The organism is Entomohabitans teleogrylli, from assembly GCF_001484765.1.
GTDB classification, from domain to species: domain Bacteria; phylum Pseudomonadota; class Gammaproteobacteria; order Enterobacterales; family Enterobacteriaceae; genus Entomohabitans; species Entomohabitans teleogrylli.
The window spans coordinates 289,536-305,410 of the sequence record NZ_KQ947378.1 but is presented as its reverse complement, the minus strand read 5'-3'; the positions used below and the strand labels follow the sequence as shown (position 1 = coordinate 305,410).

At 54.5% G+C, this 15,875-nt stretch carries 14 protein-coding genes; 8 read left to right on the top strand and 6 right to left on the bottom strand.

Annotated features, from left to right (window positions below; genetic code table 11):
- The first annotated feature begins 23 nt into the window (after window positions 1-23).
- Window positions 24-1,295: an OprD family outer membrane porin gene (locus tag AQ981_RS07040; protein WP_058911045.1), complete on the top strand. Its 1,272-nt coding sequence runs from the start codon at window positions 24-26 to the stop codon at window positions 1,293-1,295.
- A 237-nt stretch (window positions 1,296-1,532) separates the two neighbouring features.
- A complete protein-coding gene (locus AQ981_RS07035; protein ID WP_058911044.1) occupies window positions 1,533-2,747 on the top strand; it encodes an MFS transporter in 1,215 nt (404 codons plus the stop codon).
- Window positions 2,748-2,749: 2 nt separating this feature from the next.
- Here AQ981_RS07035 and speB read toward each other — a convergent pair whose 3' ends face one another.
- The 6 genes from speB to AQ981_RS28405 form a co-directional block, all read right to left on the bottom strand.
- Complete coding sequence (gene speB, locus AQ981_RS07030; protein WP_058911043.1) at window positions 2,750-3,670, bottom strand: agmatinase; 921 nt, start codon at window positions 3,668-3,670, stop codon at window positions 2,750-2,752.
- 172 nt (window positions 3,671-3,842) lie between these two features.
- A complete protein-coding gene (locus tag AQ981_RS07025; RefSeq protein WP_058911042.1) occupies window positions 3,843-4,571 on the bottom strand; it encodes a hypothetical protein in 729 nt (242 codons plus the stop codon).
- Between the two features lie 476 nt (window positions 4,572-5,047).
- A complete protein-coding gene (locus AQ981_RS07020) occupies window positions 5,048-5,935 on the bottom strand; it encodes a hypothetical protein (protein WP_058911041.1) in 888 nt (295 codons plus the stop codon).
- Window positions 5,936-6,129: 194 nt separating this feature from the next.
- The gene (gene speA, locus AQ981_RS07015; RefSeq protein ID WP_058911040.1) at window positions 6,130-8,106 is read right to left on the bottom strand and encodes a biosynthetic arginine decarboxylase; all 1,977 of its coding nucleotides are present in this window, start codon (window positions 8,104-8,106) and stop codon (window positions 6,130-6,132) included.
- Window positions 8,099-8,245 carry an acid stress response protein YqgB gene (gene yqgB, locus AQ981_RS27180; protein WP_154675912.1) on the bottom strand — a complete coding sequence of 49 codons (147 nt, stop codon included), beginning with the start codon at window positions 8,243-8,245 and terminating at the stop codon, window positions 8,099-8,101. The genes speA and yqgB overlap by 8 nt, the downstream gene beginning before the upstream one ends.
- A gap of 88 nt (window positions 8,246-8,333) precedes the next feature.
- The gene (locus tag AQ981_RS28405; protein WP_420809740.1) at window positions 8,334-8,483 is read right to left on the bottom strand and encodes a hypothetical protein; all 150 of its coding nucleotides are present in this window, start codon (window positions 8,481-8,483) and stop codon (window positions 8,334-8,336) included.
- A gap of 416 nt (window positions 8,484-8,899) precedes the next feature.
- Between AQ981_RS28405 and metK the strand changes: the two genes are divergently transcribed.
- From metK to gshB, 6 genes are all read left to right on the top strand, one after another.
- Window positions 8,900-10,054, top strand: a complete 1,155-nt coding sequence (metK, locus tag AQ981_RS07010; RefSeq protein WP_058911039.1) for a methionine adenosyltransferase — start codon at window positions 8,900-8,902, stop codon at window positions 10,052-10,054.
- Window positions 10,055-11,280: 1,226 nt separating this feature from the next.
- Entirely contained in the window at window positions 11,281-12,675 is a 1,395-nt protein-coding gene (locus AQ981_RS07000; RefSeq protein ID WP_058911037.1) for a sugar porter family MFS transporter, read from the top strand.
- Between the two features lie 86 nt (window positions 12,676-12,761).
- Window positions 12,762-13,277 (top strand): SprT family zinc-dependent metalloprotease, encoded by a 516-nt coding sequence (locus tag AQ981_RS06995; protein WP_058911036.1) that lies wholly within the window; start codon window positions 12,762-12,764, stop codon window positions 13,275-13,277.
- Window positions 13,278-13,370: 93 nt separating this feature from the next.
- Entirely contained in the window at window positions 13,371-14,078 is a 708-nt protein-coding gene (gene endA / locus AQ981_RS06990; protein ID WP_058911035.1) for a deoxyribonuclease I, read from the top strand.
- A gap of 76 nt (window positions 14,079-14,154) precedes the next feature.
- Complete coding sequence (rsmE, locus tag AQ981_RS06985) at window positions 14,155-14,886, top strand: 16S rRNA (uracil(1498)-N(3))-methyltransferase (RefSeq protein ID WP_058911034.1); 732 nt, start codon at window positions 14,155-14,157, stop codon at window positions 14,884-14,886.
- A gap of 12 nt (window positions 14,887-14,898) precedes the next feature.
- Window positions 14,899-15,846 carry a glutathione synthase gene (gshB, locus tag AQ981_RS06980; protein WP_058911033.1) on the top strand — a complete coding sequence of 316 codons (948 nt, stop codon included), beginning with the start codon at window positions 14,899-14,901 and terminating at the stop codon, window positions 15,844-15,846.
- Window positions 15,847-15,875 lie beyond the last annotated feature (29 nt).

Sequence of the window (15,875 nt, the reverse complement as noted above, 5' to 3'; positions counted from 1 at the left end):
ATTACAGACAGAGAAATCAGCAAGTGAAAAAAGAACTACCACTTATTATCCTCGGGATTTTAAGCGCTTCGTCGGCCTTCGCCGCCAGTCAGTCAGAAAGCCGCGGTTTTATTGAAGACGGTCACCTGGATGTGCTGCTGCGCAACGCCTGGATTAATCGGGATTACAAAGCCCAGGGCGTCCGCGACCGCGCGGAATGGGGTCAGGGCATTATCGCCACCTGGAATTCCGGCTTCACCCAGGGGCCGGTAGGTTTCGGGGTTGACGGTATCGCCCAGTACGCTGTACGCCTTGACGGCGGACGGGGACGTAGCGGCGCCGGCGGCATCGATTTCTTTGCTCAGGACAACGACGGAAAAGCCAAATCCGATCTCGCGAAATTCGGCGCCCGCGCCAAAATGCGCTTCTCAAATACCGAACTCAGCTACGGCACTCAAAACCCGGCGCTGCCTATCGTGAATGCCGACAATTCACGCCTGCTGTATGAAACCTACACTGGGGTAATGTTGACCTCCCGGGAACTGGCCGGGCTGGAAGTCAATGCCGGTTACTTTACCGACGAACAGCGCAAAAGCGATGACAGCCACGACAGCGGCCTGAAGAGCCTCTCATTCGGCGGCGCCAGCTACCAGTTTAACGATCAGTTCAGCGGCGCGCTGTACGCATCTCACGTCGAAGAGGTGTTGAACAAACAGTATCTGGGCCTGAATTTCAAACAGCCGTTGGCCGGCAATCAGCAGATGATTCTGGACTTTAACGGTTACAACTCACGCCTTGACCAACAGTACGCCGACAGCCTGAACACCGGCCGCAGCAATACTATCTGGAGCCTGGCGGCCAGTTATGTGCTGGATATGCATACCTTCAAGCTGGCTTACCAACAGAGTAGCGGCAGCACCGGCTATAACTACGGCGGCTATCGTAACCAGGGCGGCGTCGGCGACGGCGGCAATACCATCTGGCTGGCCAATTCCTACTGGTCTGATTTCAATGGCGAAGACGAACGCTCCTGGCAGGTCGCCTACGGGCTGGATTTCGCCGGACTGGGGGTACCGGGCCTGACTTATGATGTGGCGTATGTGCGCGGCGACAATATTAAAACCTCCGCCACCAGCAACGGTCACGAACATGAATGGTTCAACCAGTTGCAATACCAGGTGCAGAGCGGACCGGCGAAAGATCTGAAACTAAAAGTTCGCTATTCAGTACTGCGCGTGTCATCCAATGCCAGCGACTACAACACCAGCGGCAACGAGATTCGCGTCTACGTCGAATATCCTTTCAGCCTGATGTAAATCTCCAGGCAGCCATATTCTCGTCTATAAATATGGCTGCCCTTTTCCCTTCCGCCGCGCTATAGCGTGACATACGCCACAATCAGCCGCATTTTACCTGCCGGAATTGCGTTAACGATCACGAAAGAAACATGCATTTCCCGCGCTTTTCGCTATTCAGGAACAGAATGATCCGGATGTAACACTGAGATCCCGGCACCGGCACAACAAGCGGTGCGTAGCGCGGAGGGCGACCCGATGATTTCCAGCAAATGGCAAGGCGCCGTCGCTTTTATGCTATTGATCGTGATGCTGTATATCGATCGGGTAAATATGCATCTTCAGCTACTGGATCAGCAATTTCTGGTCCAATTTGGTTTCAGCGAGCCATCCGTCGCACAGGGACTGGCGCTCGCCCTGTTCCTGATTGGCTATGGTTTTTCCATGCTACTGATAACGCCGCTACTGGAAAGCAAATTCCACTACCGCACCGGGGTGACGATAACCGTTTTGTTCTGGGCTGCCGTATGCGCGCTGTCACCGCTGCTCGGTTCGCTGTCCGGCTTTATCGTGAGCCGTATCCTGACAGGCGCGGCCCACGGCCCCATCCTGTGTCTGAAAATCCGCTACCTCAACGATCACTTTCCACGCAACGAACTGGGCAGAGCCAGTGCATTGACGCTACTCGGCGCGCCGCTGGGGCTGGTGGTCGGGTTACCGCTGGTCAACGTGATGATACACCACCTCGGCGGATCCGGCGCGGCCTGGGGACTGGCCGCATTCAACCTGTTATGCGCCCTGCTGCTTATCGGCTATTTCCTCCCGGCGGAGCAATCGCGACGCCTGGGAACCCGGCTGCGAATCCGCACCACGCTGCGCCTGGCCTGGCAAACGCCGCTGCCTGGCTGGCTGTTCCTGCTGGAAGTCGCATCGCTGGGATATTTGTGGGGCAGCAGCAGTTGGTTACCGCTGTGGCTGCTGGAAACCCGACACTTTTCCCTGCCCGTCGCCGGATGGCTGGCGGCGATCCCGTTCGCCCTTTGTCTGGGCGCGAAGATGTGCGGCGGTATGATAATTGATAAGCAGCCAGCGGAACGTACGCCGCTGCTGCTGATTTACTGCGCGGCGCTGACCGCGCTGTCCATCGCTGGTCTGGCCTTCAGCCAGCAGAGCGCCTGGATCGCCTTCTGGTTACTGTCCGCCAGTATCTTTTGGGGATTGCAAAGCGCGGTAATTCCGGTGATGGTGCAACAGCGGGCGCGCCCGGAGGCGGTAGCCAGCGCCTGGGGGATTGTCAGCGGTATGGCCCACCTGTGCGCGGCGGCGATCCCGGTGGCGATGGGCATAATGATTTCCCACTACGGCAGCGCCGCGGTGGGATTCAGCGTCCTGACCGCCAGCCAGTTGGTCACTCTGGCCGGCGGTAGCATCCTGCTGCTGCGCCTGAGGCGCGCGCCGGCGCTGCTGGCCTGATATCAGGCGCCTTTTTTCGCCGCCTGGATATAGAGCATTTCCAGCGCCAGCGTCGCTGCCGCCAGCGCCGTAATCTCTGACTGGTCATAGGCTGGCGCCACTTCCACCACATCCATCCCGACGATATTCAGATCTTTCAGGCCACGCACCAGTTTCAGCGCCCGGTCAGATGTCAAACCGCCGATAACCGGCGTTCCGGTACCCGGCGCGAAAGCCGGATCGAGGCAGTCAATGTCAAAGGTCAGATAGACCGGCATATCGCCGACAATCTGTTTCACCTGGGCCAGGATATCATCCACGCCGCGGTCATTGACCTGCGCGGCATCGAGCACGGTAAAGCCATTGTCTTTATCAAATTCGGTGCGAATACCAATCTGCACTGAGTGGTGCGGGTCGATCAGCCCCTCTTTCGGCGCGGTATAGAACATGGTGCCATGATCAAATTCACAGCCGTTGGCATAGGTGTCGGTGTGGGCATCAAAATGAACCAGCGCCATTTTACCGAAATGCTTCGCGTGCGCGCGCAACAGCGGCAGCGTCACAAAATGGTCGCCGCCAAATGACAGCATCCGCTTGCCGGCCGCCAGCAGTTTCTCTGCATGGGCCTGGAGATTCTGGCTCATTTCGCGGGCATCGCCGAAGGCATATACCAGATCGCCGCAGTCCACCACCTTCAGGCGTTCGCGCATATCGAAATCCCACGGGAAGCGATTACCTTCCCAGGCCAGATTGGTGGAAACCTGGCGAATAGCCGCCGGGCCGTGGCGTCCGCCGGCGCGGCCCGAGGTCGCCATGTCGAACGGGACGCCGGTGATCACCCAGTCAGCATCGCTGTCATAGGGCATGAAGTTCAGCGGCAGGCGTAAAAAACCAAAGGCATTGGATACCAGGGAATTATCGTATTGATGGCCTAAGGTGCTCATTATCTGACCTCTCGGTTAGGGTTGAGTCGATATAAAAAAAATCCCTTCCGCGTCGTTAAACCCGACGAGGAAGGGACTGGATAGATTACTGCGTTGTTGGTGCGGATTATCGCCCCATTTACACGACGGTTCAATAGCTCAGTATTTATCAACCAGAGTATAGTGCAACGCTTCAGCGCTGGCAGGGCGGCTGCGCATAACCACTATTATCCGCCGGGAATGCCTGCCCTTCACAGGGCGGCAACGTTTTGCCACGCAGTTCAAACACCGCAAAACCAATGGTCCCGACGTTGTTCACATCGCCATGCTGAGAATTGGCGACATAGGAGTCGCCGACTGCAGAAAATTCAAATGACGCTTCGGCCTGCTTGCTGGTGCGGAAACCCTTAATAGCCAGCGATTCTCCGGCGTTGAGAATATAGCCATTATTGTTCACCGAGCCTGGCTTACCGTTCAGCACATCAAGTCCGTCGACGGTGGCGACAACTTCGTAGTTCTTCCAGCTACTGAAATTGCGGAAATAGAGCTGATAACGCTGCCCGGGTGTTCCTTTGATCACGTACTGAACGCTACCGCTGTAGTTATCACGCTGGCGGAAGATGGGCATTGAGCGAAAACTGGCGTCGCGTACCGCAAATTCAATATCGCCTTTACGCATTGAGTACACGTAATCCTGATGACGATAAGAATCTGCTGAATAGCGAATAATAGTGACATCTGAAGGTTCACTGTATTTACGCTGCGCCTCGACGCTCTTCACCGGCGAGTACACCTCATCCCCCCAGGCGGTACCCAGGGCGCTCTTTTCCATTGCGCTGCTGTGCTGGGGCGCTCTGCTGGCGCACCCGGAAAGCAGGGTTAATATGCTGACCAGTACGCCATATACCAATGTCCGTTTCATGCTGTTTCCCTTTATCTGTCATCCCGTGGTTTCTGCCAGTCAATTCCCACATGGCAGGTAACCGGATAATAAAGCCCCTGGCACACCAGGGGAATAAGAAAACTGGCTAAAAAATAGCAGGCTTAATTAAAATAAGACAAAGTGGTGAAAGAGAGCAGGATTCGTGGGACGAAGAAGGCGGCTCCCACCTTTCTGGCTCATGGTCAAGCGGATATCGCTGTCGGGACCGTCGTCGGAGAAATCACGGGTATGGATCCAGAGTAAGCCCACTGGATAGCCATCCCATGATACCGGCCCGAGAATCATCATCCGGCTGGAAAAGAGATAGCCCCCAGCACACCTGGCCCGGGGGAAAAAAGTTATCAGGCTCTGACAGGAAAGACCGGGATGGTCACAGCATCAATGCCGGAAAGCCCGGAAGCCGTAATGTCCGCCGTGCAATCAGCACGGCCCAGGCTTTCCGGGATACATCAGACTCAATCAGTAAGGGTCAGTCTGACCAAATAAGGCATCGGTGGACGCATCTTACGCTTCAGCCTGGCCAGCCAACCGGTTGAATGCTGTTGATGATAAAAGGAGGGCTGAGAATTAAACAACTCCCGAATATTATCCATCGTACTCGTCCCGGAATCATCAAAGTAAATAAGCTCCATATACGGCGGCATCCAGGGTTTTGCCATCTTCTGTACCTTGAGAAAATGTTGCTGCGCCTCTTGCTTATAATCACATTTAAATTCAATAAACATAACGTACTGGTTAGTATCATTAAGATTAACCAGCGCCAGATTACAGCAGGAGATCCTTTTTTGATCTTCGCAATAACCGTACAACTGGCGTACAAAGGTTACCGGCACGGGGAAACCATCAACAACGGAGAGACCATCCTGCCATTTTTCAACTGTGTCGAGGGCCTGTACTTGCGAAAAAGAGACATATTGCTCAGAATGTTCGGCAATAATTAATATCTGCCGCAGAATATTAAAACGTATATATTCAGCCTCATCCGCGGAAAGAATAAATAAAATATCAAAGCGCACTGAATCAAGAAGTTGCAGAATAATACCACCATGGACCTGTATTAAGTCATCCTCCGCCGCGTCCTCCAGCATCGCCGGGCGGGTATCCGCTTCAGCAGGTATCCACACGCTCAGCATAGGGTATTCAGAATATTCAGTTTCCTCGAACGAAAAGTTGACCCCGGCCTTTCCATCCTGTTCTATCAGACTGGCGGCTATCCAGAACGTCTGCGCCACCATCGCGTTGACTGTCTCGCAGCTTAATGCATGAATGCGTTCGCTATCCTGATGTTGATTCTGTAATAATTCATTCAATTCCCGAATGAGTGAAAATACCTGACTTTCCATATCCTGTATCCCGGTAATTTACAATTCCTGCGGATGATTATAAGTAAAAAAACGCTTTTGCATAGCTACCTGAAAATGGTTGATTTTGCAGTCAATTTGAGCTCACCATCCACTTTACTTGAAGCATTTTTCACCAGGGTTCGCTTATAAAAAAGGAGCAGTTTCCTGCTCCTGGTTTTATTTAATGAATCAAATTATTCATCTTCTAAATAGGTATAACCATACAGCCCGGCCTCAAACTCTTCCAGGAACTGTTTCTGCAATGCCTCGTCCAGATCGGTCTTTTTCACCTGATCGCTGAACTGAGTAAGCAGGGTTGCCGGGTTGAGCTGCACGTACTGCAGCATATCCGCCACAGTATCCCCTTCGTCGGACAGCTCAACTTCGACGCTGCCATCCGGGAATACAAACACATCCACAGCTTCGGTATCGCCGAACAGGTTATGCATGTTGCCAAGAATTTCCTGGTAAGCCCCGACCATAAAGAACCCGAGATGCGGCGGATTTTCCGGGTCATATTCCGGCATCGGCATGGTGGTGGCGATACCGTCACCGTCCACGTAGTGGTCGATAGTACCGTCCGAATCGCAGGTAATATCCAGCAGCACGGCGCGACGGCTCGGCGCATGGTTCAATCCTTCCAGCGGCAATACCGGGAACAACTGGTCAATCCCCCACGCATCCGGCATCGACTGGAATAGCGAGAAATTGACATACAGTTTATCCGCCATGCGCTCCTGCAGTTCATCAATGATCGGGCGATGCGCACGGTTTTGCGGGTCGAGCTGCTTCTGCACTTCGTGGCACATCCCAAGATAGAGCTGTTCGGCCCAGGCGCGTTCCTGAAGGCTAAAGTTGCCGGAGGAGTAACCAATGTGGATTTCGTGCAAATCCATCTGGCTGTCATGCAACCATTCACGCAGCGAACGGCGGTTGTCCGGCTCATGCATCTCCTGCCAGGTTTCCCACATACTCTGCAGCGCCCGGGGAGCATCGTCCGCCGGCGCCGTTGGGCGAGTAAATTCGTTACGCTCCACGCCAATGATATTGGAGACCAGCACCGTGTGGTGGGCCGTCACCGCGCGACCGGATTCGGTGATCACTGTCGGGTGCGGCAGTCCGTTTTCTTCGCAAGCATCGCCAATCGCCCAAATGATGTTATTGGCGTATTCATTCAGGCCGTAGTTCACCGAACAATCTGACTGGGAACGGGTTCCTTCGTAGTCGACGCCGAGCCCGCCGCCAACGTCAAAGCACTGAATGTTGACGCCCAGCTTGTGTAGTTCGACATAAAAACGCGCCGACTCGCGCACCCCGGTGGCGATATCGCGGATATTGGCCATCTGGGAACCGAGGTGGAAATGCAGCAGTTGTAGGCTCTCCAGCCGCCCCGCCGCGCGCAGGATCTCCACCAGTTGCAGCACCTGAGTCGCCGCAAGGCCAAATTTGGACTTCTCGCCGCCGGAAGATTGCCATTTACCGGAGCCCTGAGAGGCCAGACGCGCACGCACGCCGAGGCGTGGCACTACGTTCAGGCGCTCCGCCTCTTCCAGCACAATAGCGATCTCGGACATTTTCTCTATGACCAGATAGACTTTGTGGCCCATCTTCTCGCCAATCAGCGCCAGCCGAATATACTCACGGTCTTTATAGCCGTTGCAGACAATCACGCTGCGGGTCATACCGGCATGGGCCAGCACCGCCATCAGTTCGGCTTTCGAGCCTGCCTCCAGCCCCAGCGGCTCGCCGGAATGGATCAGCGATTCAATTACCCGCCGGTGTTGGTTCACCTTAATCGGATACACCAGGAAGTAGTCGCCGTTGTAGCCATAGGACTCACGGGCGCGTTTAAACGCCGCATTAATCGAACGCAGACGATGCTGCAAGATCTGCGGAAAACAGAACAGCGCCGGCAAACGTTGTCCCTGCGCTTCGCGGGACTTCACCAGTTGGGCGAGATCGACCTGCGCCTGCGGGACATCCGGATCCGGGCATACGCTGATATGCCCCAGTTCGTTAACGTCGTAGTAGTTATTACCCCACCACGCGATGTTGTATGTGCGTAGCATCTTGCTGGCTTCCCGGGAGCTCATCGCTACCTCCTGCATGGAACGTAGTACACCCTGTTCGCCTGCTGACGAACCCGGAACAGAAAAAATGTCGTCAGACATTGCGAACCTCAATCTTTAGCATCAGTGTAAAACAGTTGACTACTATCGCAGTGGCCAACGGCGATAACAACCCACAAAAAACGCGATTGTCCAGCACAATACGCTGTTTTGCGCCCTGTGCGACCGGTTTCTTATTCATAACATTGTAAAACACGTAACCGAACTTCGTGTGACGAGAGTACGGTGAAACCTGAGAAAGCTTCCGAACAGGTCAGAAGCGCCCTTGTTCAGTACCCACGGACAGTACCGGCCCGGGAATCCTGAGAAGCGCCGAGATGGGTATAACATCGGCAGGTTGCAGACAGAGAAAGGCGGAATGCAGGGAATAGACCAGCACCGGGACGGTGCGGCGGTTTTTCACGATAGTAGCGGTTCATCTTACTCTTATCACCTCCACGCTCACGAACGACCGTAAGCGATTAAGCCAAAGCGTTAACAATCATTGCTCAACCCGGCTGGAAGTGGCGTCACGACGAGTCGTGCGCTTTGATAGAGCCGCGCGCGCCGTTTTATACCTGGAACAGGGAGAAAAAGCAAAACAAAAATGCCCGACCTGCGCAGGCTGTCAGGAAAATTTTTGGCAGGATTTATCCGTTTGTGTAACCCGAATCAAAAAACGCTGGCAATCCGCTGACAGGTTAACCTAAAATGGCCGTCCAGAAGTTAATCCATCTATACTGATTAACATTCAGACTGCCTGTCGTACCCCTCACATGGATGACCACCATTTCAGGACTGGCTGAACCGATGCCGCAGTCTGAGCTAACCGATTTATCCTTAGGGTGAAGAAAACATGGCTAAACACCTTTTTACGTCCGAATCTGTATCAGAAGGGCATCCCGATAAAATTGCCGACCAAATCTCCGATGCTGTGCTGGATGCCATCCTCGAACAGGATCCGAAAGCGCGCGTAGCCTGTGAAACCTATGTTAAGACAGGCATGGTACTGGTAGGCGGTGAAATCACAACCAGCGCCTGGGTGGATATCGAAGAGATCACCCGCAATACCGTGCGCGAAATTGGTTACGTGCATTCTGATATGGGTTTTGACGCCAACTCCTGCGCGGTACTGAGCGCGATTGGCAAACAATCCCCGGATATCAACCAGGGCGTTGACCGTACCGATCCCCTCGAGCAGGGCGCTGGCGACCAGGGCCTGATGTTCGGCTACGCCACCAACGAAACCGATGTACTGATGCCAGCGCCGGTCACCTACGCGCATCGTCTGGTACAGCGCCAGGCCGAAGTACGCAAAAACGGTACTCTGCCGTGGCTGCGCCCGGACGCCAAAAGCCAGGTCACCTTCCAGTATGATGACGGCAAAATCGTCGGTATCGATGCAGTCGTGCTTTCCACCCAGCATAGCGAAGAGATAAGTCAGGCAGACCTGCACGACGCGGTGATGGATGAAATCATTAAGCCGATCCTGCCGGCTGAGTGGCTGAACGCCGCCACCAAATACTTCATTAACCCGACCGGGCGTTTCGTCATCGGCGGCCCGATGGGCGACTGCGGCCTGACCGGCCGGAAAATCATTGTCGACACCTACGGCGGCATGGCGCGCCACGGCGGCGGCGCTTTCTCCGGTAAGGATCCGTCGAAGGTGGACCGTTCTGCGGCCTATGCGGCGCGCTACGTGGCGAAAAACATCGTCGCCGCCGGGCTGGCGGACCGCTGCGAGATTCAGGTTTCCTACGCCATCGGCGTGGCGGAACCCACTTCCATCATGGTGGAAACGTTCGGCACTGAAAAAATCGCCTCTGAGCAACTGACCCTGCTGGTGCGCGAGTTCTTCGACCTGCGTCCATACGGCCTGATCCAGATGCTCGATCTGCTGCACCCAATCTACAAGCAGACTGCGGCGTACGGCCACTTCGGTCGTGAGCACTTCCCGTGGGAAAAAACCGACAAAGCGGCGCTGTTGCGCGAAGCCGCCGGTCTGAAATAATTCTCCCCCTCTGCTTCTGAAGGCCAGCTTATTGCTGGCCTTTTCATTTCCGCCACGTATATCTTCGCTTTCCGGATTCAAAATAATCATCAGTACAACATGCCTGGCGATGTTTAACAGGCCGGGTTGCGCCAATACCTTGCGAATTTAGCGTCCCGGAATATGCTGATTATCACTTCTGAATGAATAACGTTTTACTTGATTAACTTTTGGGCTGGCTGACAGGATGGATTATATGTCCAGCATTTGTCAGAAAAGGATTTTCAAACATGCCCTACAGCCATCAGATCGCCGTCAGGATAGAAGAAAATAACATACTGATTTTAAAAATGAAAATGGTGTTATCCGGAGTAAAAGACGCCCCCTGCAAACCCCGGGAAGAATTCAGGATGGAGCAACAAGAGTCTCCTGGTATTTGTCTTGTTTCACGGATAATCATCAGGCTGTGTGTACCAAATTAAAGGATGAAGGTCTGAGTATTAATTAAAATAGCCAAATGGCATGTGGAACCCTTTTAAACAGTGGATTAAAACGCAAATATCTTTTTTACCTGGTCCGTTGTGCCCGTTATTCTGACTACACGATTTTTCATGATTGCAGCAGTTCACTTTCCTGATAAAGCCCATATATCGACTTTAGCATTCTTCACTTTGCCTATGCCGGGATTTTATTCCTTAACAGAAAAAATAATCGGCCTGTACACAACGGTAATATCACCTCCCTGTTCAGGGTTAATATCCTAAAGAAGCCAATCGTAGCGTGTAACCACACATCGGGTGGAAAAAGACCGACAAAGCGGCGCTGTTACGCGAAATCGCCGGTCCGAAATAGCCCACCGCGCTTTTCACACAGAGACCAGCACACTGCAGGCTTCTTCATTTTCGTAACAACTCCCTGTCCATACACTGCCTGACGCCTGACGATGATCTGTAATGCTCTACCCGTCAGTAAAAAATGAAACCGATTACACAAAGAAAAACAGTCAATGATGACACTATCCATAATCATAAAAGCAAGAAAATTACATGTTTTATCAAAAATTTTCGCACGAAGAGCGCCATCACTCAGATAAATCAATATAACATAATGTTTTAAATGCCATTTTAAATTTCACCAAATCAATTGTTTATGTAAACGATTACATCAGTGTGACTACAATCACATTATTTTTGTGAATCGATAACTTATTATTTACAGGTTGAATCTGATTACTGAGCGGAGGGCGTATGCCTGAGATAAAAAAAACAAGACACTCGAATAAAACCATTACGTTCTTTGTCTGCTTCCTGGCCGCGCTGGCTGGACTGCTGTTTGGCCTGGATATCGGCGTTATCGCCGGCGCGCTGCCATTTATCGCCGATGAATTCCAGATCACCGCGCATCAACAGGAATGGGTGGTGAGCTCTATGATGTTCGGCGCTGCCGTCGGCGCCGTCGGCAGCGGCTGGCTCTCTTACAAACTGGGGCGCAAATACAGCCTGATGATCGGCGCAATACTGTTTGTCGCCGGCTCACTGTTTTCCGCCTTCGCGCCCAACGTCGAGATTCTCATCCTCTCACGCGTGCTGCTCGGCCTGGCGGTCGGCGTGGCCTCTTACACCGCCCCGCTCTACCTTTCGGAAATTGCGCCGGAAAAAATTCGCGGCAGCATGATATCGATGTATCAGTTGATGATTACGATAGGCATTCTCGGCGCATACCTTTCTGATACGGCCTTCAGCTACAGCGGCGCCTGGCGCTGGATGCTCGGGGTGATCATTATTCCGGCAATCCTGCTGTTGATTGGCGTCTTCTTCCTGCCTGACAGCCCGCGCTGGTTCGCCGCCAAACGGCGTTTTAATGACGCCGAACGGGTACTACTGAAATTGCGCGATACCCGTGCAGAGGCCAAACGCGAGCTGGACGAAATCCGCGACAGTCTGAAGATCAAACAGAGCGGCTGGTCGCTGTTCAAAGAAAATAGCAATTTCCGCCGGGCGGTATTTCTCGGCGTACTGTTGCAGGTAATGCAACAGTTCACCGGGATGAACGTCATCATGTACTACGCGCCAAAGATTTTTGAACTGGCCGGCTACGCCAACACCACAGAACAGATGTGGGGAACCGTCATCGTCGGTCTGACCAACGTGCTGGCGACCTTTATCGCTATCGGCCTGGTTGACCGCTGGGGCCGCAAACCCACGCTGATTCTCGGTTTCCTGGTGATGGCCGCCGGTATGGGGGTACTCGGCACCATGATGCATCTCGGCATCCATTCCGCCGCTGCCCGGTATATTGCGGTCGCCATGCTGCTGATGTTCATCGTCGGTTTCGCCATGAGCGCCGGCCCACTGATCTGGGTACTGTGCTCCGAAATTCAGCCTCTGAAAGGGCGTGATTTCGGCATCACTTGCTCTACGGCCACCAACTGGATCGCCAATATGATCGTCGGCGCCACGTTCCTGACCATGCTCAACGGCCTGGGCAGCGCTAATACCTTCTGGGTTTACGGTGCCCTGAACGTGCTGTTTATCGTGCTGACGATACTGCTGGTGCCGGAAACCAAACATGTCTCCCTGGAGCATATCGAACGTAACCTGATGCGGGGTCGCCCGCTGCGCGAGATTGGCGCCCACGACTAATCGTTTCTGCGGTTAACGCCACGTCGGGCAGGACTCACTGCCCGACCGGTTGCGCCGCGCCATACTTCCCACTATGCTCATCGGCTATGAAAACACCCCGCATCCCCATTTCCGTGACCCAGGCCGTCATGCGCAGTCTGCGCGAACATTTGCAGCGCGCTAACCAGCACACCGGCCTCAACCTGCCGGAACCAAAAGTTATCTTTCAACAGCGCGGTACCGCTGCCGGCACCGCCTGGCTGGAACAGAATGAAATCCGTCTTAACCCGGTATTATTGATGGAAAATCAGCAGGCGTTTATCGACGAAGTCGTCCCCCACGAACTGGCCCATCTGCTGGTATGGAAAACCTTTGGCCGCGTGGCGCCGCACGGCAAAGAGTGGAAATGGATGATGGAAACCGTACTCGGGGTTCCCGCCCGCCGTACTCACCGTTTCGCCGTACAGTCGGTGCGCCAGAAAACCTTTCCCTATCGCTGCGGCTGCCAGCAGCATCAGCTTACCGTACGTCGCCATAACCGGGTGCTGCGCGGCGAGGCGGAATACCGCTGTGTTCACTGCGGCGAGCGATTACAGGCGGAAAATTCAACGCTTTGTAAATAAAAGCAATTTTTCAGAACTTCTCTTCATAACAGACATTGCAACTGGATAAACGATCAGTTACGGTGCGGGCTGATTGGCTTCCGGAGTCTGGAAATGTCTCGCAATTTTTATCTGATTGTTGCATTCGTTGCGACCGTACCTGCTCTTCCGGCGCAGGCCCAGGGGCTCCCCAGCTTCGCCAGCGCGAAAACCGCCAGCATCAAGGTACATGCCGATGCCCCCGGCGACTTCTACTGTGGCTGTAAAATCACCTGGCAGGGCAAAAAAGGGATCCCGGACCTTGAATCCTGCGGCTATAAGGTGCGTAAGAATGAAAATCGCGCCTCGCGCATTGAGTGGGAACATGTGGTGCCCGCGTGGCAATTTGGCCATCAGCGCCAGTGCTGGCAGAATGGCGGCAGGAAAAACTGCGCCAGGGATCCGGAGTTCCGCCAGATGGAAAGCGATATGCACAATCTGCAGCCAGCCGTGGGTGAAGTGAACGGCGATCGCGCCAACTTTATGTTCAGCCAGTGGAACGGCGGCGAAGGCCAGTACGGCGCCTGTGAAATGAAGATTGATTTTAAAGGCAAAGTCGCCGAACCGCCGGCCCGCGCCCGGGGAAGTATCGCCAGAACCTGGTTCTATATGCGCGATCGCTATCAGCTAAACCTTTCGCGCCAGCAAACACAGTTGTTTAACGCCTGGAATAAAATGTACCCGGTCACCGACTGGGAGTGCGAGCGGGATGAACGCATCGCGCATATCCAGGGTAATCATAATCCATGGGTGCGCCAGGCTTGCCAGGCACAAAAGAGCTAACCTACACTACCGGCTATCGTTCATTACGGCGCGCCGCCGCAGGCCGCGCGTCCTGGCTATCACGGACAGGTATTTCATGCGTATTCCCCGCATCTATCACCCCGAGCCGCTCATCGTCGGCCAGCAGACAGACCTCAGCGAAGATGCCGCCAACCATGTGGGACGGGTGCTGCGTATGGGCGCCGGACAGGCGCTACAGCTGTTTGACGGCAGTAATCACATTTTCCCGGCGGAGATTGTTCAGGCCGATAAAAAGCGCATTCGCGTCGCGATACTGCGCAGCGAGCAGGAAGATCGGGAATCTCCGCTGCACCTCCACCTCGGCCAGGTGATGTCGCGGGGAGAGAAAATGGAGTTCACCATTCAGAAATCTATTGAGCTGGGGGTGAACATCATTACGCCGCTCTTTTCGGAGCGCTGCGGTGTCCGGCTGGATGGCGAGCGGCTGGAGAAGAAAATCCACCAGTGGCAGAAAATCGCTATCGCCGCCTGTGAACAGTGCGGGCGTAACCGCCTTCCGCTGATCCGCCCGGCGATGACGCTGGAAGCCTGGTGCGCGGAGGCCGATGATGGCGTAAAACTAAATCTGCATCCCCGCGCCAGCCAGAGTATCAATACCCTGCCGCAACCGTTATCGCGCGTACGCCTGTTGATCGGCCCGGAGGGCGGTCTGTCCGCCGACGAAATAGCCATGACCACAGAGCGCCAGTTTACTGATATTCTGTTAGGACCACGCGTCTTGCGCACTGAGACTACCGCGCTCACCGCTATCACCGCGCTCCAGGTGCGGTTTGGCGATCTGGGCTAATGGAGAACAACAATGATTAAGCTCGGCATCGTGATGGACCCCATCGCAACGATTAACATCAAGAAAGACAGCAGTTTCGCCATGCTGCTGGAAGCCCAGCGTCGCGGCTACCAGCTTCACTATATGGAGATGGCGGATCTGTATCTGACCAACGGCGAAGCCCGGGCCCGCACACGGCTGGTCAACGTCGAGCAAAACTATGACCGCTGGTATCAGTTCGGCAGCGAGCAAGATATCGCGCTGGCGGATCTGGACGTGATCCTGATGCGCAAAGACCCACCGTTCGACACCGAATTTATCTACGCCACCTATATTCTGGAACGCGCTGAGGATAACGGCACGCTGATCGTTAACAAACCGCAAAGCCTGCGTGACTGTAACGAAAAACTGTTCACCGCCTGGTTCGCCGATCTAACGCCGGAAACCCTGGTGACCCGTAACAAAGCGCAGTTAAAAGCCTTCTGGCAACAGCACGGCGATATCATCCTGAAGCCGCTGGACGGCATGGGCGGTACCTCCATCTTCCGGGTCAAGGAAGGGGATCCAAACCTGTCGGTGATCGCCGAAACCCTCACCGAGTTGGGTAGCCGCTATTGCATGGCGCAAACCTACCTGCCAGCCATTAAAGACGGCGATAAGCGGGTACTGGTGGTGGACGGCGAGCCGGTGCCCTACTGCCTGGCACGCATCCCCCAGGGTGGGGAGACCCGCGGCAACCTGGCGGCCGGAGGTCGTGGAGAGCCGCGCCCGCTGACAGAAAGCGACTGGGCCATCGCCCGCCGCGTGGGCCCGGTGCTTAAAGAAAAGGGGCTGGTATTTGTTGGTCTGGACATCATCGGCGACCGTCTGACGGAGATTAATGTCACCAGCCCGACCTGCGTACGGGAAATTGAAGCCGAGTTTCCTGTCTCTATTACCGGTATGCTGATGGACGCTATCGAAGCCCGGCTGTCCAGGTAACAGACGCATCGGCGGGACACTGCCCGCCG

Bases quoted from the DNA above. Each gene is read 5' to 3' on its own strand.
- AQ981_RS07035 (WP_058911044.1), top strand. From the start codon at position 1,533: ATGATTTCCAGCAAATGGCAAGGCGCCGTCGCTTTTATGCTATTGATC.
- speB (WP_058911043.1), bottom strand. From the start codon at position 3,670: ATGAGCACCTTAGGCCATCAATACGATAATTCCCTGGTATCCAATGCC.
- AQ981_RS07025 (WP_058911042.1), bottom strand. From the start codon at position 4,571: ATGAAACGGACATTGGTATATGGCGTACTGGTCAGCATATTAACCCTG.
- AQ981_RS07020 (WP_058911041.1), bottom strand. From the start codon at position 5,935: ATGGAAAGTCAGGTATTTTCACTCATTCGGGAATTGAATGAATTATTA.
- speA (WP_058911040.1), bottom strand. From the start codon at position 8,106: ATGTCTGACGACATTTTTTCTGTTCCGGGTTCGTCAGCAGGCGAACAG.
- yqgB (WP_154675912.1), bottom strand. From the start codon at position 8,245: ATGAATAAGAAACCGGTCGCACAGGGCGCAAAACAGCGTATTGTGCTG.
- AQ981_RS28405 (WP_420809740.1), bottom strand. From the start codon at position 8,483: ATGAACCGCTACTATCGTGAAAAACCGCCGCACCGTCCCGGTGCTGGT.
- metK (WP_058911039.1), top strand. From the start codon at position 8,900: ATGGCTAAACACCTTTTTACGTCCGAATCTGTATCAGAAGGGCATCCC.
- AQ981_RS07000 (WP_058911037.1), top strand. From the start codon at position 11,281: ATGCCTGAGATAAAAAAAACAAGACACTCGAATAAAACCATTACGTTC.
- AQ981_RS06995 (WP_058911036.1), top strand. From the start codon at position 12,762: ATGAAAACACCCCGCATCCCCATTTCCGTGACCCAGGCCGTCATGCGC.
- endA (WP_058911035.1), top strand. From the start codon at position 13,371: ATGTCTCGCAATTTTTATCTGATTGTTGCATTCGTTGCGACCGTACCT.
- rsmE (WP_058911034.1), top strand. From the start codon at position 14,155: ATGCGTATTCCCCGCATCTATCACCCCGAGCCGCTCATCGTCGGCCAG.
- gshB (WP_058911033.1), top strand. From the start codon at position 14,899: ATGATTAAGCTCGGCATCGTGATGGACCCCATCGCAACGATTAACATC.